This is a genomic window from Spirosoma areae (assembly GCF_054781775.1).
Window position 1 is genome coordinate 322,746 of the sequence record NZ_BAAGTT010000024.1, and the last position, 21,967, is coordinate 344,712.

General features: G+C 51.9%; 14 protein-coding genes and 1 tRNA gene. 8 read left to right on the forward strand and 7 right to left on the reverse strand.

The genetic code is table 11. From position 1 onward, the window contains the following. Positions 1-94: 94 nt before the first annotated feature. The 7 genes from ACYVI1_RS11690 to ACYVI1_RS11720 all read right to left on the reverse strand — a co-directional run bounded on the left by ACYVI1_RS11690 (position 95) and on the right by ACYVI1_RS11720 (position 13,129). The gene (locus ACYVI1_RS11690; RefSeq protein WP_460910165.1) at positions 95-1,621 is read right to left on the reverse strand and encodes a GH3 auxin-responsive promoter family protein; all 1,527 of its coding nucleotides are present in this window, start codon (positions 1,619-1,621) and stop codon (positions 95-97) included. A gap of 70 nt (positions 1,622-1,691) precedes the next feature. Continuing rightward, complete coding sequence (locus ACYVI1_RS11695) at positions 1,692-2,600, reverse strand: glycerophosphodiester phosphodiesterase family protein (protein WP_460910167.1); 909 nt, start codon at positions 2,598-2,600, stop codon at positions 1,692-1,694. A gap of 69 nt (positions 2,601-2,669) precedes the next feature. Further along, a complete protein-coding gene (locus ACYVI1_RS11700) occupies positions 2,670-6,344 on the reverse strand; it encodes a VCBS repeat-containing protein (RefSeq protein ID WP_460910169.1) in 3,675 nt (1,224 codons plus the stop codon). An 82-nt stretch (positions 6,345-6,426) separates the two neighbouring features. Beyond that, positions 6,427-7,962 (reverse strand): RagB/SusD family nutrient uptake outer membrane protein, encoded by a 1,536-nt coding sequence (locus tag ACYVI1_RS11705; RefSeq protein WP_460910171.1) that lies wholly within the window; start codon positions 7,960-7,962, stop codon positions 6,427-6,429. Positions 7,963-7,987: 25 nt separating this feature from the next. After that, positions 7,988-11,452 carry a SusC/RagA family TonB-linked outer membrane protein gene (locus ACYVI1_RS11710; RefSeq protein WP_460910172.1) on the reverse strand — a complete coding sequence of 1,155 codons (3,465 nt, stop codon included), beginning with the start codon at positions 11,450-11,452 and terminating at the stop codon, positions 7,988-7,990. Between the two features lie 8 nt (positions 11,453-11,460). After that, positions 11,461-12,465: a FecR family protein gene (locus ACYVI1_RS11715; protein ID WP_460910174.1), complete on the reverse strand. Its 1,005-nt coding sequence runs from the start codon at positions 12,463-12,465 to the stop codon at positions 11,461-11,463. Positions 12,466-12,544: 79 nt separating this feature from the next. Beyond that, positions 12,545-13,129: an RNA polymerase sigma factor gene (locus ACYVI1_RS11720; protein WP_460910176.1), complete on the reverse strand. Its 585-nt coding sequence runs from the start codon at positions 13,127-13,129 to the stop codon at positions 12,545-12,547. A 171-nt stretch (positions 13,130-13,300) separates the two neighbouring features. Here ACYVI1_RS11720 and ACYVI1_RS11725 point away from each other — a divergent pair, with 171 nt between their 5' ends. The 8 genes from ACYVI1_RS11725 to ACYVI1_RS11760 all read left to right on the forward strand — a co-directional run bounded on the left by ACYVI1_RS11725 (position 13,301) and on the right by ACYVI1_RS11760 (position 21,855). Further along, on the forward strand, positions 13,301-15,736 hold the full coding sequence (locus ACYVI1_RS11725) for a penicillin acylase family protein (RefSeq protein ID WP_460910178.1): 2,436 nt from the start codon (positions 13,301-13,303) through the stop codon (positions 15,734-15,736). A gap of 80 nt (positions 15,737-15,816) precedes the next feature. After that, complete coding sequence (locus tag ACYVI1_RS11730; protein ID WP_460910180.1) at positions 15,817-16,179, forward strand: hypothetical protein; 363 nt, start codon at positions 15,817-15,819, stop codon at positions 16,177-16,179. A 55-nt stretch (positions 16,180-16,234) separates the two neighbouring features. After that, positions 16,235-16,834: an OmpH/Skp family outer membrane protein gene (locus ACYVI1_RS11735; RefSeq protein WP_460910182.1), complete on the forward strand. Its 600-nt coding sequence runs from the start codon at positions 16,235-16,237 to the stop codon at positions 16,832-16,834. Positions 16,835-17,005: 171 nt separating this feature from the next. Further along, positions 17,006-17,467 carry an SsrA-binding protein SmpB gene (gene smpB / locus ACYVI1_RS11740; protein ID WP_460910184.1) on the forward strand — a complete coding sequence of 154 codons (462 nt, stop codon included), beginning with the start codon at positions 17,006-17,008 and terminating at the stop codon, positions 17,465-17,467. A gap of 72 nt (positions 17,468-17,539) precedes the next feature. Further along, positions 17,540-18,055 (forward strand): HNH endonuclease, encoded by a 516-nt coding sequence (locus ACYVI1_RS11745; protein WP_460910186.1) that lies wholly within the window; start codon positions 17,540-17,542, stop codon positions 18,053-18,055. A gap of 239 nt (positions 18,056-18,294) precedes the next feature. After that, entirely contained in the window at positions 18,295-20,079 is a 1,785-nt protein-coding gene (rpsA, locus tag ACYVI1_RS11750) for a 30S ribosomal protein S1 (protein ID WP_460910188.1), read from the forward strand. Positions 20,080-20,223: 144 nt separating this feature from the next. Continuing rightward, positions 20,224-20,294 (forward strand) — tRNA-Cys (locus tag ACYVI1_RS11755). A 277-nt stretch (positions 20,295-20,571) separates the two neighbouring features. Next, a complete protein-coding gene (locus ACYVI1_RS11760; RefSeq protein WP_460910190.1) occupies positions 20,572-21,855 on the forward strand; it encodes a c-type cytochrome in 1,284 nt (427 codons plus the stop codon). Positions 21,856-21,967 lie beyond the last annotated feature (112 nt).

Consider the following 21,967-nt stretch of genomic DNA (forward strand, 5'->3'; position numbering starts at 1 on the left):
CGAACCACTACGCAGGAATGTCTTTCACCGTCAGCTCAATGATAATAGGTTCTGCCTATGAAACAGAAACGCAAAATGCTTCGTTCGATTAAGGCTACCGGTCAACGGTTAATTGCCCCAGAATGTCGTCCAGATACTCCCGCGAATTAGCCAGACGTGGCACTTTGTGCTGCCCGCCTACTTTGCCGCGTTGTTTCATCCAGGCATAAAACGTGCCGGGCGGAACAACATGAACGCGGGGCCGTTTCAGCACCATGTCGTTGTAGCGTTTGGCGTCGTAGTCGGAGTTGACCTGCCGGAGGGTTTCATCCAGGATCTGATTGAAATACGGTTGGCTACGTGGCTCGTGGGCAAATTCGATGACCCATTCGTGGCAGCCGTTTTTGCCATTGCCCATGTAGGATGGCCCGGCGGTATAGTCAGTTATAACGGCTCCGGTGGCTTCACAGGCACGAGTGATGGCCGTCTCAGCATTTTCAACAATGACCTCTTCGCCAAACGCATTGATAAAATGCTTGGTCCGGCCACTCACTTTCAGCCGGTGCGGATAGACCGATGTGAACCGGACGGTATCGCCCACTTTATAGCGCCACAGGCCGCCATTGGTCGAAACAACGAGGGCATAGTTTTTGTCGACCTCAACTTCGTCGATGGTCAATGCTTTGGGGAACGGTTGGTCGGCCTCGTGTATGGGCACAAATTCATAGAAAATGCCATAGTCGAGCATGAGCAGCATTTCGCCCACCCGCGTGAGGTCGTCCTGAATGGCAAAAAATCCTTCCGATGCGTTGTAAACTTCCTGATAACGAACTGATTTGGACGGAAATACCTGCTGTTCAAACAACTCCCGGTATGGCTGAAAGTTAACCGCTCCGTGCATCATCACCTCGAAATTTGGCCAGACTTCCAGAATATTCGATTTGCCCGTTCGGGCCAGAATTTTATCAATCAGAACTAATCCCCAGGTGGGCACACCCAGCATACTGGTTACGTTCTCCTGCGATGTGATGTCGGCCATTCGTTCCAGCTTCATCTCCCACTCGTCCATGAGGGCAACCTGAATGGAAGGCGTGCGGATATACTGCGCCCAACTGGGCAGGTTTTTCATAACCACTGCCGACACATCACCCGCTGCACTATTGGAACTGTATGGATTGGCATGAAGACTGCCGCCAATGGAAAGTCCTTTTCCCTCAAACGCCCGGCTGTCGGGATTGTTGGCAATGTAGAGAGCCATCATGTCTTTGCCGCCCTTCAGGTGGCTTTCGTCCAGCGACTCCATCGTAACGGGAATGAACTTGCTGCGGGCGTTGGTTGTGCCGGACGATTTGGAAAACCAGCGAACCGGCGAGGGCCACAATACCTTGCTTTCTCCCTTCATCACCCGCTCGATGTAGGGAAACAGGTCTTCGTAGCTCGAAAGGGGCACCTGTTGTTGAAAATCCCGGATGTTTTGAATGGATTTATACTGATGTTCCCGACCCCACTCCGTTCGGCGACCGGCCCGGATAAGCTGGGTAAACACTTTCTGCTGCACGAATCCGGGCTGCTGCATCATTGCCTCAATGCGGGGCAATCGTCGTTGTAGCAGCCATTTAAGTGTGGTATTGAGGAACGTCATGCGGCTAAAAATAACATAAACTAACCAAATTGAACTGGTTAGCAATAAACGCAAATTTACATGCTTCGGTTTACAACCCGATTGCCCGGTTGGGAAAGTCGGTAATAATCCCATCGACGCCCCAGGCTTTCAGGCGAGTCATATCGTCGCGCTGATTCACCGTCCAGGGAATAACGTTTATGCCCTGCTCGTGCAGCCGGGTAATTTTATCCTGACTGATAAGTTTAAAATAAGGACTATAAATATTGGGTTTAAAGCCAAGTTCTTCCAGATTCTTTTCCGGGCTGCGAAGGTTTTCGACCAAAGCCGCCAGCCGAACATTAAGGTATTGGCCTTTGTCGACCCCCTGCTTCCACTGCTTCAATACAGCAAAGTCAAAACTCTGAATAACTACCCGGCCTGGATTGGCCCGGCCTGGATTGGCCCGGCCTGGATTGGCCCGTTCGGGCGACAATTGCTTTTTTATAACCGCCTGCACCAGGTCGCAGAAAGCCGCCGGTTCGGGCTGGCTTTTGTTGTATTCTGAGGGGTCGCTCTTGATTTCAATATTATACGAAAAAAGGGGAAGGTTTTTTGCTTTTCGATACGCTTCGGCCTGGTCAATGACTTCGCTCAACAGCGGCTTGTAGGTTTTGATTTTCTGCTGTTCGGGGTAAGCCGGGTTCCCGTTTGACCCCACATCATAGCGTTTAATGTCGGCATAGTTCATTTGATAAAGCACCAGATCTTTCTGGGCCTTTTTATCCACCGGTTTCCCATCGGGGGCAATACTAAAGGCTGCGTTGAAGTACGGCTCATGGGAAACAACCACCTGGTTGTCTTTGCTGATGACAACGTCCAGTTCCAGCGTTGTAACACCGAGGTCGAGTGCTTTCAGAAAGGCCGGTATGGTATTTTCGGGCATCAGGCCCCGGCAACCCCGATGGCCCTGTATATCCAATGCTGGTGGTGGAAGCTGAGTAGAGGCAGTTGCAATCATGCAAGTGAGAAACAGACTGACGCGCATACGGTGTGGCTGAAACGTAGGCTCAAAAGTACATTTTCTTTTTTAGTTACCCTTTGTTTCTACCGACCTTAACGGGATAACCCGCGAGGACTGCGACAGGTAGCCACTGCCCCAGTTAAATTCGGTCTTACGTTTTCGCCCACCACCTGATGGTTGGGTTATCTGTTGAGTAGTTGGTTTTACCCGCGCGTATTTTTGGCCGGAAACTTCGCTGAATATCTGCAAAGGGCCATTCGTCTGCGTTGCTACGTAAGCCAATTGTCCAGTTGCCAACAGCACCGACGCCAATGCTTTCGCGTCGCCATCCACCACAAAGCCAGACTGCGCCGGAGACAGCGTCTTAAAATGACCTCGTCCATCACCTAACAAACATAAGCCCAGCCCGGCGTCCTGCCAGCCCGACAGCACTTCGGTGGCGTAGTCATTGCCGGTCAGGAGTATATCCAGATTGCCATCCTGATTGACGTCGGTAGCCAGGGTGCCAAAAACGGGGGAAAACTGCGCTTCGATGGGCAGTTCGTGCAGCACCAGCGTCCCGTCTTTGTTTTCAAGATAAGCCGATGATAGATAAGTTACCCGTCGGATGAGCCCCTGTTGCTGCTCATTGGCGGATAGCAAATCACTCAATTTCATTTTTCCGTAGGCCGCATACGACGTCATTTTACGCTTGAAGGACGGAATCTGATCGGTCAGCACGTCGCGCGGGTGAACCGGGTATTCGGTCTCGCCGTTGAAAAAACTTAAAATTGGGTCCAACGTGCCGTTTTTGTCATAATCAGCCGCATAGACTGACACTGGATGGTCGGCTGAAGCTTGAAAACGACTGTTTAGGCCTGAATTTCCGGCTACGTAATCCAGATCACCGTCATTGTCGAAGTCGCCCGGAGTGAGGCTATTCCAGAAACCAGCGGCCTTTGCCAGCGTGGGCATGGGCAGTGGAGCCAGCCGCCGACCCGCCTGATTTTTGAACACCGTAATGGGCATAAACTCACCGGCCAGCATCAGGTCGGGCCAGCTATCATTGTCAACATCGGTCCAGAGGGCTGTGCATACTAACCCCGCCTGACCAAGGCCCGGCGCAAACTGGTCGGTAATGTCAGTGAAACGAATTTGCCCAATTCGGCTATCGTTTCGCAGCAAATAACTCCTTGCCGGTTCGGGAAACCGCTGCGGCACCACGCGCCCACCGACGAACAAATCCAAATCGCCATCGTGGTCAACATCGGTGGCAAGAACGCAGGAGCCACTGGCCATTGTGTTGGGCAGGGCATTTGGTGCGGCCCGAAAGTTGCCCCGGCCATCGTTCAGGTAAAGGCTATCCTGATAGCGGCTCTGGTTGCGGCCAAATTCGGTGCTGCCATGAACGGCGTAGAGGTCAAGGTCGCTGTCGTTGTCGGCATCGAACAACAGGACGCCGGTTTCTTCTGGTTCTTTAGCGGGTCGGTCTTTCCGGCGAAATGTGCCTGACCCGGTCTTCCTGTTGGCTTCCTGAAAAAAAAACGTGCCGCCCTGGTGCGCTGACCCCGCTATGTAGATATCGTCCAGCCCGTTGCCATCCACATCGCCAACGGCCAGCCCCGGTCCAATCTGCGAATGTTTATGTGCCAACAGCGTTTGCTGGGCTTTGTAGTCCACAAAATCAGCTTCCCGATGCTGAAACGTCAGGCCCGCCTGGTCGGAAACGTCGTGCAGGAGGGGTCGGGCAGGGGACTGTAACTGCAGGAATGGGCTGGACTGAGGGGTTGCGTTGCGTTCGTTCAGCGTTAAGGTCTTGTTTGTCGTTACGTTATAAATGGCCTGACCGTTACCATCCGGCCACTGAATTTTCAGCGAATCAATACGTTGAACCTTGCCTAAACCGATGTGCATACCGGATTCCATCGTGGATTGGTAGCCCCGCTGTCGGGTGTATTCGGTGTAATGAATGGTGCCATTCGCCCAAATCTGGATTTTCGATCCTAAGCCTTCGAGGTTTCCCGGCTTTCCCGACAGGTTTATCTTTAGAAAGTGATTTGCTGTCGAATCTACGGCCTGCTCAATCGTCAGGTTTTTATAGATGAAAGCCGGATCGTTGATATTGTTCATGACTAAATCCAGATCGCCGTCATTGTCAAAATCGGCGTAGGCGGTGCCGTTCGTAAACGACGGTTCGGTTAACCCCCAGTCGTTAGCGACGTTGGCGAAGCGCAGATCGCCCTTATTGTGGAGCAAAAAGTTTGGCTTATAAACTGGCTCGAGGTCGTCAATTCGTTTGAGTAACCCCGTTCGCCGGTCGGCGTCGGAGCCGAAAGTGCCGGCGTCGCGGTTGTAGCTGGTGAAATCCAGGTCGGTAATATCCCTGCGGTAGCCATTGGTAATCAGCAAGTCGCGTAAACCGTCATTGTCTACGTCGGCGAAGAGGGCGCTCCAGCTCCAGTCGGTTGCGGCTGTTCCGGCTAAGTAGCCAATGTCGGAGAACAAGGGCAGGGGTGGTCCGGCATTCCGGCGGGGAGCACGGAGCAGGGAATCTTCCTGCCTCGCTCCGTGCTCCCCGCCCCATGCTCCCTGTGCGAATCCCCGGTTCAATTGCAGCACATTCCGAACGTATTGCGGCTGGTAACCAAGTCGCCGGGCCATCTCAAAGCGGTCATACGGTACGTTGGCGAACATGGTTTTCTGCCGCAGATTATCGTCGGGCAGCATATCCACAACGGCGAGGTCATTGAGGCCGTCGTTGTTCATGTCGGCCATGTCAACGCCCATGCTGTTGTGGCTCTGATGTTTAAGTGTCTCGGCAATGCGATTTGTAAACGACGGTCCGGCGCTCCGGCCATTCTGATTATTGATTAGCCAGACATCATTGGACTGAAAATCATTGGCCACGTAAATATCCGGCCAGCCATCCTGATTCACATCATTAACGACCACGCCCAATCCCCAGCCTTCGTGCAACAGACCGGCCTGAGCGGACACGTCGGTGAAATGGGGGAGAGGAGCGTGGGGCATGGAGCGCGGGTGGTCCGGCATTCCGACCGCAGACCGTGTTGCCTGCGCCTTGCTCCCCGCCCCCCGCCCGTCATTCCGAAAGAGCTTGTCCCGGCTCTTTGCCGAACCATCGTTGCGCGGACCGGTAACGGCGTTACGGTTATAGGCCTCCAGGGCATTGGTGAGCAGAAAAACGTCCAGATCGCCATCGCGGTCATAATCAAGAAACGTAGCCTGTGTCGAATAGCTGGAGTCGGCCAGCCCAGCGGCCTGTGCGGATTCCTCAAAGCGGGGAATGCCATTTTTATCGTTCCCCTGATTAATGAACAGAAGATTGGGAACCGCCCGATTGCGGTCGGGATGAATGGTTGAGACGTAGATGTCCTGTCGCCCGTCCTGGTTGATGTCGGCTACGGCAACGCCCGTACACCAGAAGTTAGTGCGGACACCGGCCGAATCGGTCACATCCCGAAAGGTAAATCCGCCGTTGTTCAGATACAATCGACTCGATACCTGATTGCCCGCCAAGAATATATCCTGTTGGCCATCACCGTTAAAATCGCCGACACCAACGCCCCCGCCGTTGTAGAGGTACTCAAACTCCAGTACATTCAGTGAGTCGCTTTGGGTGATGGTATTGGCAAAGTCGATACCCGTCTGATCGGCGGTCAGCCGCTCAAATCGGGTGGGATGGTGAGTGCAGCCGACCAGGATGAGGAATACTAAACGGGTTAGCCTGAAGGGGTAACGCATAGTTGAAAGATAAACAAAATCCCCGGCTTGGCAACGCTGGCCAGCCGGGGATTTACCCCACACTTAAATAGGCCTTATACTACTAATAGCCTGGATTCTGGTCTTTTTGACTCAGTTTGCTGTTACTATCCAGTTCCTGCTGTGGAATGGGCAACAACTCCTGCTTGCCTTTGACAAAGTAGGTGATTGGCTCAGTTTTGAGCTTACCCTGTGCCCGCCAGCGCAGAAGATCGCGGTTGCGAACCTGTTCGCCGGGTTGCTCCACCCGCTTCTCGTGAACAATGGCCCGAAACACCTCGTCTTTGCTGTTGACGGGGTAGTTTTTGGTAGGGTAGGCGGGCATAGCTACACTTTTGCGCGCCCGAATCTGATTGAGCAGGGCTATGGCGTTAGCAGAATTACCGGTTTCGTTCTCGGCTTCGGCCATCATGAGTAGCACTTCGGCGTAGCGAATCAGACGCATGTTGATGCCCGACGTGTAAAAGGTTTCATTGTTTTTATACATCGCCGTGTATTTTCTCCAGCTAATTTTCTGGGTTACTCCATTCAGAACCGACGTATTTCCCTGCACTTGAGACTCGCCCAGGGTGTTTTTACCGCTGTTGTAGGCATCGCCGATAAAGTAAAAATTATAGGTCAAACGCGGATCAACTTTAGCGTCGCCTTTGGCCGTGTGTTCATAATCGGCCAGGAGGGCATTTGACGGGATCAGGTTTCGCCAGCCAATGGCCGAATATTCCTGACTTCGGGTCATGGTTTCATTGGCACCGCCATCGTTGCCATCGCCATCCCAGTTAAAGTCGCCGATTTTAGAGAAACCGATCTCAAAAACCGACTCGGAGTTGAACTCTGCCTCTTCGGTGAAATTGTCGATATATTCGTCCGTCAGCTTATACGTTCCGGCGGTGATAATCTGCTGAAGCTGGGTTTTGGCATTGGCATAATCACCTTTTTGCATGTAAATCCGGGCCAGCAGGGCCTGAGCCGCTCCCTTGGTGGCCCGTCCGAGGTCAGCACCGCTGAAGGTAGCCGGAAGGTCGGCCTGAATTGCCTGTAAATCAGCGATCAGCAACGCATAAATTTCATCGGCCGACGACTTTACTTTAGACCCATCAACTGCCGTTACGAAGGCGGTATAGAGAGGCACTCCCCCCCAATTCGTTACCAGATCGAAGTAGGCCAACGCCCGTAGAAATTTGGCTTCGCCGATAACCCGCTTCGCCAGGGTTGGGTTATCGGTAACGGCGGCTCCCTTGTCGATAACTACGTTGGCCCGGTGTATGGAGCGATACAGGCCATTCCAGACCGAAAGGGCCACCGAGTTGCCAGGGTTTTGTGCGCCAATCAGGATTTGGTTGCGGGGGGCTTCCAACTGACCCCCACCCGAGGCCACATCGTCGGAACGCAAATCCTGGAGGAACCACCACTCGCGGCCCGTGAGGTTAAAACTCTGCCAGATGGCGTATACTGAGTTAACTCCCTTCACTAATTCGGCGCTGTTCTTAAAATAATTATCGGTGATAACCTGATTGGGATTCACCTTGTCGAGGCTGCTGGTGCTGCATCCGAAGAACAGCCCCATTGCCACTATACCTGTTGTCCAGTGTGTCGATTTCATGATTGATTCGTTTGTTTCTGTTTCGTTAAAAACCAAGTTGCAGCCCTACCAGGAATGTGCGGGCTTGTGGAAACTGACCATAATCTACGCCATTGGTAAGCGTTCCGTTATACCGCGAGCCGACTTCCGGATCGTAGCCGGTGTACTTCGTGAACGTCAGCAGGTTGGTGGAGGCCACGTAGAGCCGCACCCGGCTGAGTGTTCCGCGTGAGAACGATTGCAGGGTGGCCGCCGGTATAGAATACCCAACGCTCAGGTTTTTCAACCGCAGGTACGATCCATCTTCAATGAACCGATCCGATGTGCGCGAGTTGGCATTGGGGTCTCCGTCAACAGCACGGGGAACGTCGGTGTTGGTATTGGTGGGCGTCCAGGCCCGAAGCACGTCGGTACCCGCGTTAAACAACCGCAACATGCCCTGTTCCAGCACTTTAACGCCGTTGTAAATTTTGTTTCCCTGCACACCCTGAAAAAATAGCGACGCATCGAAGCCTGCATAATTGGCGGTCAGGTTCAAGCCATACGTGAACTTTGGCAGGAAATTACCCAGATTTACCCGGTCGTCAGCGTTGATTGTTCCGTCGTTATTGGCATCCACGAACCGGATATCGCCCGGTTTGGCGTTGGCCTGGGCAGGAGCCGCTTTGACCTCATCGGCGTTCTGGAAAATACCGGCTACTTTCCAGCCGTAGAAATACTGAATCGGCTGGCCTGCTTCAGTGCGGGTAATGTCGAACCCACCATAATCGGCATTTGAGCCATTCAGCAGGGGCGAAACCGTTGGTCCCAGACTCAGCACCTTGTTGCTCACGAACCCGATGTTGCCCGAGGCATTGAACCGCAGCGCCCCATTCGTTTTGTTATAGCCCAGTTGCAGTTCTACGCCGTTGTTCTGCATACTGCCCACGTTCACAATGGGCGACTGCGAGTACCCGATGGAGGGCGCAATGGGCTGATTCAGAATTAACCCGTCCGTATTGCGCTGGTAGACTTCAGCCGACAGGGTGATGCTGTTGTTGAGTAGCCCCAGGTCTAACCCTACGTTCGTCATTTTAGTGACCTCCCAGCGCAGATTACTATTGCCTAAGCGGTCGAAATAAGTCCCCTGTGCGCGGTCGCTGCCCAGAATGGAGTTGGTGTTTTGAGAAACGGCCACTTGCCACGAATAATCGCCAATGCCGTTGAAACCCATCGTGCCATAGCTGGCGCGGAGTTTTAACTCAGAAATGGCAGGTATATTTTTCATGAACCCTTCTTCGCTGATGCGCCACCCCGCCGACACGGACGGGAAATCGCCCCATTTGTTGCCCGGTGCAAACCGCGATGAGCCATCGCGCCGGAACGACGCGCCCAGCAGGTACTTACCCGCATATTCGTAGTTGACACGGCCTAAGTAGGAAATCAGTACGTTCTCCGACCGCGTGCCGGTCAGGCCCACACTTGTACCGATCAGCGCACTCAGTTCCCGAATATCGTTGGAAGCGGCCTGCCCCGACCCATTAATGTCGAGAAGCGTACCCGCCTGCCGCTCGGCCACGGCCACCGCGTTGATGCTGTGTTTGCCAAACGTTTTCTCGTAACTCAATTGATTGGAAATCAACGGCGACGTGAACGTATAGCGGTTGTCGGTCAGGTTGGCCAGTGAACGGGCATTGAAACTTTCGTTGTAAATAGGCAAAAACGAATAGGTGCGGGCTGTTACATAGTCGATGCCGCCCCGAAGCCGGTAAGTCAACCCGTCGATGATTTTCACGTCGATATAGGCGCTGCCGAGAATTTTCATCCGCTGTGTATCACTTTGGTCCTGAAGAGCTGCCCGCACGGGATTTTGCGGGTCAGACGCGTCGGAGCCATCGGGCCCGCGATAACCACCTACCCTCGTGGGGTCCTCAACGGGCATGTAGGGCGTCATGCGAATCATGTTCTGAATCTGCGTGCGGCCACCGGCGTTAACTTCGTTGAGTTTGTCGTCATACGAAATGGTGAGCGTTTGCCCGAACGAAAAACGCTTGCTGATGGTATGGTCGGAGTTAATGCGGAAGTTGCCGCGTTTATAGCCCGTGCCAACCATAATGCCCTGCTGGTCGAAGTAGCCGACCGACGCATAAAACCGCGACCGCTCGTTCCCCCCCGACAGTTGAACACTGTGCTGCGTGATCGGCGCACTCCTGAACACGGCCTTCTGCCAGTCGGTATCGGTTTGCGCGTAGGTTTGCGTCGCACCGGTATAAATAGGCTGATTCAGATTGGCGAAACGGGTGGGCACCGGCTGACCGGCATTGGTACGCAGGGCCGTGCCGTACTGGATATACTCATCCCGGTTCAGCAGGTCGAGTTGTCGCCAGGCGCTTTGCGTACCAACGTACCCGTCGTAACTGACGTGCAGCTTACCGTCGCCGGTTCCTTTTTTGGTGGTAATGATAATGACGCCATTGGCCGCCCGCGACCCATAAATAGCGGCTGCTGAGGCATCTTTCAGGACATCGACCGATTCAACATCGCGGGTATCGAAGTTATTCAGGTCGCTGGTCGGAAAGCCGTCGATTACGTAGAGCGGATTTGCCGAATAGTTGATGGAGCCAATGCCCCGAATCCGTACAATTGGCGATTCGCCGGGCGATCCGTTGGCTACCACCGTAACGCCTGGCACCCGGCCCTGAATGGCCTGCTCTACACTCGGAACGGGTAGTTGCGTCACTTCCTGAGACGAGACCGACGAGATAGCGCCCGTAACCGACGCCCGTTTCTGGGTTCCATACCCCACCACGACCACTTCACTGAGCGCCTTCACATCGTCGAGTAAGGTAACGTTAAGCCGACTTCGGTTCGACACCGGAATTTCCTGTGATGCGTAACCCACGAAACTAAATACGAGCACTGCATTATTGGGTGCATTGAGACTATAGTCGCCGGATACGTTCGTGGTTGTGCCCCGGTTGGTGCCTTTTACGATGACACTGACGCCCGGAATGCCCTGTCCGTTTTTATCGGATACTTTCCCGCTAATGTCGGCCAATGGTTGTGCCGAGGTCATCGACCAGCCGATGTGCTCCAGCTTGTCGACCATACGGTTGGGCAAACTTACGGGTTCGGCTGTTTGGTCTGCACTGGTTTTGGTTTGGATCTGCTCGATTTTACGAAAAAACCGTGGGCTTTTTTCATTTACCGGCACGATGGCGTAGAAATTAGTCTGTACTTTTTTATAGGTCAACCCTTTGTTAACCAAGAGGTTGGTTAACTCCGTTTCCACATTCTGCTGATGCTGATTAATCAGCATTACTTTAGTATCGACCAGGTTCGTTGGGTAGATAAATGAAACGCCGTAATGCCGTTCCAGTTCGTTCAGGGCACTTCGTAGCGTAACCAGTCGGGTATCGCTTTCCCGGTTCTGGTAGATTGCATATCGATTGCCGGAGGCCAGAAGCTGCGCCCGAACGGGCAAAATTCCGGCCAGTAGCAGCGTTACAAGGACAAATAGTTTTCGGTTCATGGTCGAGGTTAATTGGTTCGTTGAATTGTTATCCGATTGCCCTGCTGTGTAATCCGCAAATCGAACAGGGTTGACAGGCCGTCGAGAATGGTTTGCATCGACTGGTTTGGAATGGTGCCGGAAAGCGTCTGTTTGCGTAACTCAGGGTCGGCAATTGCCACCGTTACGCCATAGGTATCTTCCAGCATATTGGCCACTTCCTGCAAACTGGTTCCGTCGAATTTCAGCCTTCCCGTTTGCCAGGCCGACTGGGCAGCCGCGTCGACCCGCTTGCGGTAGTATTCTTTTGTTTTTACGTCGGCATAAATCAAATCGCCCGGCAGCATAATCAGCTTCTCTTTCGCCTGTTCGCCCACGTCGAGCCGTATTTTTCCGTTGTTCAGGACGACTTTTGCCCGGCTCTCACGGGCTACCACATTGAACTGGGTTCCCAATACTTCAATTTTTAGCTTGTTGGGCAAATGCACGACAAACCGTTCGTGATTTTGCTGATGCGTCACCTGGAAGAACCCTTCCCCGTCAAGCCAAACTTCGCGGGTTTGGTGGCTGGCCCACTGAGGAGCATACCGCAGGCGGCTGTTGCCATTGAGCGTAACAATCGACCCATCGGGCAGCGTTAGCGTCGATGTCTTCCCAAAGGCTGTTTGCCGAATCAAGTCGTCTGGGTTTAGGTACCGATTCCCGAAATAGCCGCCCGTCGCCAGCAGGAGCGCACCGACCAGAACAGCCGCCCAGCGCATGGGCTGCTGCCACCAGTTGACCGGACGAATGACTGTCATTGGCGCCCTGGTCGAATCGGTTGGTATACGCTGGCGGATGGCAGCCAGCATCCGTTCGGCATCGGGCATGGGATTGTTTGGAGGGGCGTGCCAGTCGGCCTGGCCGAGCTGGGTGTCGAGCCGGTTCATCAGGTAGCTTCGGCCCGCTTCGGTATCGAACCAACTCAGCACACTCCGGGCTTGGTCGGGCGTTACCTGATTGGCAAAATACCGCTGTAACAGGTGTTCGGTCATAGGAATAGGAAAGCCAGTATACTCCCTATACACCACCCGCTGCCTTGAGTATTATTGGAAAGAAAAAAATAATTCGTGTTTAATTGCAAAACGTAGCCATCAGCACCAGCATGGCTTCAATGCCGGCATGTTGGCGGAGGTAATCGCGGAGGAAGCGGCAGGCGTGGTAGTATTGCACCTTGACCGTGTTGATCGAAATCTGGAGTTGGGCCGCCACCTCTTCATTGGTAAGCCCTTTCTCGGAGCGGAGTATAAACACTAACCGACGCTGGGCGGAAAGCTGGCGCAGGCCATTCTGGAAAACCGAACCATATTCATTGAGTATGAGGGTTTCCTCGGTGGAGGTATCGGTATCTGGCTGGGTTGTCTGGTGGTTCAAGTGACGCAGAATAGCCCTTTTTTCGTTGCGGATGGCGTTCAGGACCTGGTGACGCATGGCCGTAGCGAGATAACTCTTGATCGACCGGGTTTCGTCTACCTGTTCCCGATTCGTCCATAATTTCAGATAAACCTCCTGGAGCGCATCTTCTGCTAAAGCAGGGTCTTTGACGTACTGAATGGCTACGCTGTATAGATACCGGTAGTACCGCCGAAACAAGGTCTCGAACGCAGCTTCGTCGTGTTGTTTTAGTCGAAGGGCTAATTCCGTATCCGTCAGTTCCATCCTGTTCTTTGTCGCCTACCTCGAATAAAGGTATTCAAAACGCAATCCTTGAATAATCACAGTCAGCAAATGTAAAAAAGAATTGCCCCCGTTAGGAAAAGAATACTTTTTATTTGATGGGTGCAATCGTAAACTTGCGTTTGTAATAGTCCCGCCCACGTTTACTTCACCATGCGCTACACAAAAGCAATTGTTGTTTCTCTGCTTACTATCGTTCTTGTCTGGGCACTAAACCGCCCCTGGGGCAGTGTTCCGGCCTTTGGGCCATTGCTAAGTCCGTTTGTGGGTTTCTGGCAAAATGCGGAAGCCGTGAACACTACTGACGAAGAAATCACGCTCAAGGGTACCACCGCTCCCGTCACGGTTGTGTTCGATGACAAAGCGGTGCCGCATGTATTTGCCCAAAACGACCAGGACCTCTATTTCGCTCAGGGCTACCTGACCGCCCGCGACCGGCTCTGGCAAATGGAATTTCAGACGCACGCCGCCGCCGGACGGATTTCTGAATTAGTGGGTGAGCGAGCGGTAGAACTGGACCGGTTCAGTCGTAATCTGGGCATGGTATACGGAGCCGAACAAACGCTGAAAGGAATGCAGGACGACCCAACCACCCGCGATGCCCTCAATGCGTATTCGGCAGGGGTAAATGCCTGGATCAGTAAGCTGACGCCCGCCAATTATCCCATCGAATACAAACTGCTGGGCTATGCGCCCGAACCCTGGTCACCTTTGAAGTGTGCGCTCCTGCTCAAGCAAATGACCAGCACCTTAGCCAGTGGAGCCGATGACCTGCTGATGACCAATGTGCTGCGAAAATATGGCGCGGCTGTCACGGCTGACCTGTTTCCCGACTACCCCACCCGCGAAGACCCGATTATTCCGCCCGGCACAAAATGGGATTTCGAGCCTTTGCCAATTCCCGCTGCCCCCAAAGACACTACCATCAACGACCTGATTGCGAAATTTGACGCGGGCCTTCGTCGGCCTACGCCCGAAATTGGTTCGAATAACTGGGCTGTTGGGGCGCAGAAATCGGCAACCGGCTATCCTATCTTAGCCAACGACCCCCACCTAAGTTTAAGTTTGCCGTCAATCTGGTACCAGATGCAACTCGTCTCGCCAACGGTGAACGTTTATGGCGCAACGTTGCCCGGTGCGCCGAACGTCATTATTGGGTTCAATAAAGATGTAGCCTGGGGTGTTACTAACGTTGGGGCCGATGTGCTGGATTTTTATGCAATCCGTTTCAAAGACAACACGCGCCGGGAGTATTGGCACGATAACCAATGGAAGCCCGTTCGCACACGAATCGAAATGATTAAAGTGAAAGGCAAACCCGATGTTGTCGATTCGGTACTCTACACGCATCATGGTCCAGTTGTGTATAAACCAGGTGCTAAAGCGTTCAGGAAAAATATTCCAGTGGGGTATGCCGCCCGCTGGATTGCTCACGAGCCATCAAACGAAATGGCCTGTTTTTACCGACTCAACCGGGCTAAAAATTTCGCCGATTATCGAAAGGCATTGGCCTACTACGTCGCTCCGGCACAGAATTTCGTGTTTGCCAGCAACCAGAACGACATTGCCATTTCGCCCAATGGTCGCTACCCGCTCAAGTGGAAGGGACAGGGCAAGTTTTTACTGGATGGGACCGACCCCGCCGACGATTGGCATGGCTTCGTTCCGGCTGACCAGAACCCATTGGTCAAAAATCCACCCCGAGGATTTGTCAGTTCAGCAAATCAGTCGTCTACCGACCCGACCTATCCCTATTACATTAACTGGGCCTTTGCACCGTATGAACGGGGGCGACGCATCAACCAGCGCCTGACAACTATGCAGAGGGCCACGCCCGATAGCCTGCGTACTTTGCAAAACGATAATTTTAATCTGCGGGCTGCCGATGCGTTGCCCGTCATGCTGTCCAATGTGACTGTGAGCCAGTTGAGTCAGGCCCAGAAAAAAGCCTTTGACACGCTGAAAGCCTGGAAATTCAACAACGATACATCGGAAGTAGGGGCAACCATTTTTACCGTCTGGAACCAACGACTTATGGAAACCGTCTGGGCCGACGAGTTTAACATGGGCGATACGTTACCCATGCGTAACCCATCCTTCGACCGGACGCTAACCCTCATGCAGCGCGACCCCAACGCGCGTTGGTTCGACAACGTGAAGACCCCCGCCCGCGAACGCCTGACTGATGTGCTGACCCAAAGTTTCCGGGCCACCTGCGACACGCTCACTAAAAATCATGGCCCTGTGAGTTCGGGCTGGGCCTGGGGACCTCATAAAAATACGTCCATTCGGCATTTATTGCCCGGTGTTGATGCATTTAGCGTATTGAATTTGCAAATAGGTGGCGGCAATGTGATGGTGAACGCGACTAACGAGCGTCATGGTCCTTCCTGGCGGATGGTCGTGGCGTTAGGGCCGCAACCCAAAGCGTATGGTATCTATCCGGGCGGGCAGTCGGGAAACCCCGGCAGCCCGTATTATCAGGATATGATTGAAACCTGGCGAACGGGACAATTGAATGAGTTGCTCTATCTGCAATCGGCGCAGGATAAACATCCGAGAATTAAACGAACGATTGTTATAAAATAGATTCTAAGTTCCAGGTTTCAGGTTCAAAGTTGTCTGATGCAGAATTAACCTTGAACCTGGAATGCCCAATTAAATGACACATGATTCAACCTCTTCTCATTGCTGTTCTGAGCCTGCTGGCTCAATTTGTTCTTCCCTGGTGGAGCGTGGCTATTATTGCCTTCCTGGTTTGCTTTTGGCGAAGTCCCGGAGCAGGTCGGGCGTTTGTGTTTGGTTTTGCAGGCGTTGCGCTGGTGTGGCTGGCCTACGCGCTGCTTATCCATTTACAAACCGACGGAATCTTCACCGGGAGAATGGGCGAATTGCTCTTTAAATCCAATAATGCGGCTATTCCGATGGTTGTCACCACAATTTTAGGGGGTTTGGTCGGCGGGCTGGCTGGGCTGTCGGGATCCTTAGTGAGGCAGGCAACTGGAAATCAACTGGCAAATCGTACCTCATAACTTATAAATCCTCTACCTTTGTCGGATAAACCGATAACTAACTGATTCATTTCCTGTGAAGAATGCCTCGTTGATTCTAAACGTCATCCTGACGATTGCCGTAGCTATACTCTACTACCTGCATTTTAAAGATCGTCAACCCCAGACGGCACCCGAAGTTAAAGCGCCCATCGAAGCCAAAGGCAAATCTATTGTGTATGTGAATGTTGATTCACTGCTGACTAAGTACGAGTATTTCAAAGACACGCAGAAAGTTCTCGAAAGCAAGCGGTTCCAGTTAGAAAACGACCTGGCCGCCAAAGGCCGGAACCTGCAAAATAAAGTGGCTTTCTTTCAGCAGCGTGCCCCAACCATGACTCAGGAACAGGGCCGGGCCACCGAAGCATCGCTTCAGAAAGAACAGCAGGATATTCTGGCCTATCGGGAACGGGCCGCGCAAAATCTGGCTGCTGATGAACAAAGCAAAAACAAGCAGTTATACGACCAGATTTACGAGTATCTGAAGAAGATAAACGCGCAAAACAACTATGAGTTTGTGCTGGGCTATACCAAAGGCGGAGGCATTCTGTTCGCCGACCCATCTGCCGACCAGACAAAAACAATTCTGGCTGGACTCAACAAGGAATATCAGGCTAAGCAGACAGCGAAAAAATAGTGTAAACTACTAATTAGCGAACCCGGCCCGTTGGACACTATCGTCGCAACGGGTCGGGTTTGTCTATTTTCGCTGTCTAAATTATAAACCACTCGTTAATTTCCGGTGTTGTTGGTCTTACCCGCTTACGTTGTAGGCGTTCAATACACCAACATCCTATATTAGTAGTGCATGGCTTCTGCTTCAATCGTTAAACAAGTTGATATTCGGAACCGTCGGGCTTCGTTTGAGTATGCGTTTTTAGAAACGTACACCGCCGGTATTGTCCTGACCGGCACCGAAATTAAGTCAGTTCGGCAGGGAAAAGTGAATTTGCAGGATGCTTACTGCCTCATTCACAATGATGAACTTTTCATCCGGCAGATGAGCATATCGGTGTATACCGAAGGTACGCATTACAATCATGAACCCCTGCGCGACCGTAAACTCCTGCTCACGAAGCGTGAGATTAAACGCCTGAACGAAAAACTAAAAGACCAGGGGCTGACTATCGTGCCAACTCGCCTGTTTACAAACGAACGTGGTTTTGCCAAAGTCGAAATCGCCCTGGCCAAAGGCAAAAAACTCTATGATAAACGCGACAGCATCAAAGAGCGCGAGGTAGAACGGGATATGCAGCGGGAGCGATACTAAATTTTTCGCAATTCTTGCCCTTATGTGGATAACTCTGTAACTTGCTACCGCACAGAGGCATCTAAACGCGATATGGGTAGGAAAGTATTAGTCTTAAATCAAGATTACAGTGCCCTCAGCATCTGCTCCGTTCCTAAAGCATTCCTGCTGGTATACTTAGACAAAGCCGAACTCGTTGCCGAATCCGAGCAATTTAAGCTTCGAACCATCTCTGCCGAGTTCCCGATGCCGTCGGTTATCCGGCTTCATCGGTACGTAAATCTGCCCTACAAAGGCGTGATGCTCACCCGACAGAATATTTTCAAGCGCGACGGTCACCATTGTCAATATTGTGGCACCACGGATGACCTGACGCTCGACCATGTTCTGCCAAAATCGCGGGGTGGCAAAACCAGTTGGGATAACCTCACCACTGCCTGCAAACGCTGCAACTCGCGAAAAGGCGACTATACCCCCGAAGAAGCGAATCTGAAATTACGCCAGAGACCCTTTAAGCCAACATTTCTGGTTTTTCTACGCGAGTTTTCCGGTTCCATTGAGCAAAGCTGGATGCCGTTCTTGGCCAAGAAAGAAAAAGCGTTTCAATAAAAATGAGGAGCGGCCCGCCGTTGCGGAAAAGGAGAGAGAATTCCACAACAGGTCCTCTCTCCTTTCCGCAACGGCGGGCCGCTCCTTAGTTCCAAAGACTTTTTCCCATTCCGAAACTTTTCCGACAGCATTTGCTATCTTTGCAGTCCTTTTTTGAAGGCAAAAAAGGACTGCAACTAAAAGTCAGCCTCGATTGACCTACGGGCTGATGTACTGAGTGGGTCAGGAAACTATTTTTTATGAGCAAAACGCAGCAACGCGAACTGCCGGCATTTGATTGGGACCGGGCAGACAACAAAGGGTTTGGAAGTGGCTATTCGGTTGAAGAACATAACCGGATGTTGGAACTGTACGACAATACGTTGTCGGAGGTTAAAGAGAAAGAAGTAGTAATGGGAACCGTCGTTGGGATAACAGACCGGGAAGTATTACTCAACATTGGGTTTAAATCGGATGGCTTAGTACCAGCTTCTGAATTCCGCGATATGCCGGACCTGAAGATGGGGGATGAAATTGAAGTTTACGTAGAAAATCAGGAAGACCCTAACGGTCAGCTGGTGCTCTCGCGCAAGAAAGCGAAAGTGATTACTGCCTGGCAGAAAATTCAGAAGGCATTGGACGAAGACCTCGTTATCGACGGTTTCGTGAAACGCCGGACGAAAGGGGGCCTGATTGTCGATATTTTTAGTATAGAAGCGTTCTTGCCCGGTTCGCAAATCGATGTGAAGCCGATTCGTGACTTCGACATCTTTGTTGGCAAGAAAATGGAGGTTAAAGTTGTCAAGATTAATTATGCCAACGACAATGTTGTCGTTTCGCACAAAGTCCTGATTGAGAAAGACCTCGAAGCACAACGCGCTCAAATCCTGAACAACCTCGAAAAAGGGCAGGTTCTGGAAGGTGTTATCAAGAACATGACCAACTTCGGCGTGTTCATCGACCTCGGCGGTGTCGATGGTCTGCTGCACATTACGGATATTTCGTGGGGCCGCATCAGCCACCCATCGGAAGTACTGCATCTCGACCAGAAGGTCAACGTGGTTGTTCTCGACTTCGACGAAGACAAGAAGCGTATCTCGCTGGGTATGAAGCAACTCCAGGCTCACCCCTGGGATGCGCTGGCCGAAGACCTGCAGCTTGGCTCGAAAGTGAAAGGCAAAATCGTGAACGTAGCCGATTACGGTGCGTTCCTCGAATTAATGCCAGGCGTAGAAGGGCTGATTCACGTCTCGGAAATGTCGTGGTCGCAGCACCTGCGTAACCCACAGGAATTTCTGAAAGTTGGCGATGAAGTAGAAGCACAAGTGCTGACGCTCGACCGCAACGACCGTAAAATGTCGCTGGGTATCAAACAACTGACCGAAGACCCCTGGACGCGCCCCGAACTGCGGGCGAAGTATGCCGTTGGCACCAAGCACAAAGGCTTAGTTCGTAACCTGACGAACTTCGGCCTGTTCCTCGAACTGGAAGAAGGTATCGACGGGCTGGTACACGTATCTGACCTGTCGTGGACGAAAAAAATCAAACATCCTTCGGATTTCATTAAGGTTGGCGACGACCTTGAAGTTGTTGTTCTGGAACTTGATGTCGACAATCGCCGTCTGGCTTTGGGCCATAAGCAACTCGAAGAAAACCCCTGGGATACGTTCGAGACCGTTTTCGCCGTTGGCACCATTCATCGTTCTACCGTTCAGAGCAAAAATGATAAAATGGCAACCCTCGAATTGCCGTATGGTATCGAAGGTTTCTCGTCGCTCAAGAATTTGGGCAAAGAAGATGGTACATTAGCGGAAGCTGGTGAAACGCTTGATTTTAAAGTAACGGAGTTCTCGAAAGAGGAGAAGCGGATTATGCTGTCGCATACGAAAACGTGGCAGGAGAAAAGCGAGCCTGCCAAAGAGCAAAAAGCACCCAAAGCGGCTGCAACCAAAACGACCGCTCCGGCTCAGGCCGAACGTGGCGCTACGTTGGGCGATATTGATGCATTAGCTGCGTTGAAAGAGCAACTTGAAGGTCGCAACTAAGTTAGTTGCCTTATATCGTAGTGGAATACCCCCAGGCGTTAACGTTTGGGGGTATTTTTTTAGAATGACTTTATCGCCGTAACGGATAAAATTGTATGTTTGCAGTCCCGATTGCAGGACCTGTCATGTATTCGGATTCTTCAGGGTTCCGTGGCCGAGTGGCTAGGCAGAGGTCTGCAAAACCTCGTACAGCGGTTCGAATCCGCTCGGAACCTCACATTTACCGGCTTAGACAGCCGAATCGACCACTTAATTCGTCTCTTAAAAGGTTACGAACTAAGTGGTTTTTTTATGTTCAACTCTTTGCAAAAGCTTATCTATCAGTCATTTAAAAACGATACATCTCTTTAATTAGAATATGTATAAATAAAAAAAAGGCCTAAAAATAACTAAACATCAATTTTTGCCTATCCGCAATCGTATCGTACTTTTGTGGACCTATGAAAGTCAGTAGTAGTTATGAGAACCAAGCAAATTAATACATATCCCAACATGAGTCGCTTGTTTACGTTTTTTGGGCCTTTAGCTCTGTTGTTAACCTTGTTGTTGAACGCAGGTCAGCTAAACGCACAGGACGCGACTGCTCAAGGTGGCCAAGCTTCAACACCAGCAGCTCCGGCAGCCGGGGGGGATGTTGAAAAGGGAAAGTCGATCTTTACTGGTAACTGCGCCCAATGCCATGCAGTAACTGATGAGAAAGTTGTTGGTCCTGGCCTGAGAGGCATTCGGGAGCGAGCGCCGGGTGTTGATTGGCTGCACAAATGGATTAAGAACTCGTCGGCGTTAATTGCGACCGGCGATGCCTATGCGAACCAGGTGTTCAACGCTAACGGCAAAGTGCAGATGCCGCCTTACCAAAATTTGTCGGATGCCGACATCGATGGTATTCTGGCCTACATCGACCAGGCCAGTAAACCGGCTCAGGCTGCTGTAGCACCTGCCGGTGGGGGCCAAACACCAGCCTCCGGAGGTACTGCTACTTCCGGTCCATCAGAGTTATTTACTGTCGTACTGGTTGCCTTGCTGGTAGTTATGCTGTTGGTGCTGGGCGTTTTGCTGGTTATCGTAACGATTCTGTCGAAGGCAGTTACGCCTGTAATGGCGGCTGACGGAACTGTAACCGCTGCTCCGCTCGGCCAACGGCTTAAAACGGGTTTGTCAAATGCGTTCAATAACTCAACGCTCCGGTCAATCGTCATCTGGTTATTTATCTTAGTTGCTACCAAAGAGACACTCGATGGAGCCTATAGCGTAGGTGTTCAACAGGGTTACGCGCCCAAACAACCCATTGCCTACTCGCACAAGCTGCACGCTGGTCAATACAAAATTGACTGTAACTACTGCCATACAGGGGTTAATAAAGGGAAAAACGCCACCATTCCAGCGGCTAACATTTGCATGAATTGCCACGGCGTTATTAAAAAGGAATCGCCGGAGATTCAAAAGATTTATACCGCCATCGAAAATAATCAACCGATTGAGTGGATTCGGGTTCACAACCTGCCCGATTTGGCGTACTTCAACCACGCACAGCACGTAAACGTGGGTAATGTTCAGTGCCAGACCTGCCACGGCGAAATCGAGAAGATGGAAGTTGTGGAGCAGCGGGCATCGCTGACGATGGGTTGGTGTATCGACTGTCACCGTCGTACTGATGTCAATACCAAGGATAACGCCTATTACGACAAACTCGTCGCGCTTCACCGGAAAGAAAACAAAGAACCGCTCAAAGTTGCCAACATCGGCGGTCTGGAATGTTCTAAATGTCACTATTAACTAATGAATACTGAATCGCCAGGCGGGCAGCCCCGAATGTATGATGAGTTTCTGCGAGAGCAATTAATTCATTCGGGGCCGCCCGGCGGTTTATTATTCATTCTACATTATT

Bases quoted from the DNA above. Each gene is read 5' to 3' on its own strand.
- ACYVI1_RS11690 (WP_460910165.1), bottom strand. From the start codon at position 1,621: ATGACGTTCCTCAATACCACACTTAAATGGCTGCTACAACGACGATTG.
- ACYVI1_RS11695 (WP_460910167.1), bottom strand. From the start codon at position 2,600: ATGATTGCAACTGCCTCTACTCAGCTTCCACCACCAGCATTGGATATA.
- ACYVI1_RS11700 (WP_460910169.1), bottom strand. From the start codon at position 6,344: ATGCGTTACCCCTTCAGGCTAACCCGTTTAGTATTCCTCATCCTGGTC.
- ACYVI1_RS11705 (WP_460910171.1), bottom strand. From the start codon at position 7,962: ATGAAATCGACACACTGGACAACAGGTATAGTGGCAATGGGGCTGTTC.
- ACYVI1_RS11710 (WP_460910172.1), bottom strand. From the start codon at position 11,452: ATGAACCGAAAACTATTTGTCCTTGTAACGCTGCTACTGGCCGGAATT.
- ACYVI1_RS11715 (WP_460910174.1), bottom strand. From the start codon at position 12,465: ATGACCGAACACCTGTTACAGCGGTATTTTGCCAATCAGGTAACGCCC.
- ACYVI1_RS11720 (WP_460910176.1), bottom strand. From the start codon at position 13,129: ATGGAACTGACGGATACGGAATTAGCCCTTCGACTAAAACAACACGAC.
- ACYVI1_RS11725 (WP_460910178.1), top strand. From the start codon at position 13,301: ATGCGCTACACAAAAGCAATTGTTGTTTCTCTGCTTACTATCGTTCTT.
- ACYVI1_RS11730 (WP_460910180.1), top strand. From the start codon at position 15,817: ATGATTCAACCTCTTCTCATTGCTGTTCTGAGCCTGCTGGCTCAATTT.
- smpB (WP_460910184.1), top strand. From the start codon at position 17,006: ATGGCTTCTGCTTCAATCGTTAAACAAGTTGATATTCGGAACCGTCGG.
- ACYVI1_RS11745 (WP_460910186.1), top strand. From the start codon at position 17,540: ATGGGTAGGAAAGTATTAGTCTTAAATCAAGATTACAGTGCCCTCAGC.
- rpsA (WP_460910188.1), top strand. From the start codon at position 18,295: ATGAGCAAAACGCAGCAACGCGAACTGCCGGCATTTGATTGGGACCGG.
- ACYVI1_RS11760 (WP_460910190.1), top strand. From the start codon at position 20,572: ATGAGTCGCTTGTTTACGTTTTTTGGGCCTTTAGCTCTGTTGTTAACC.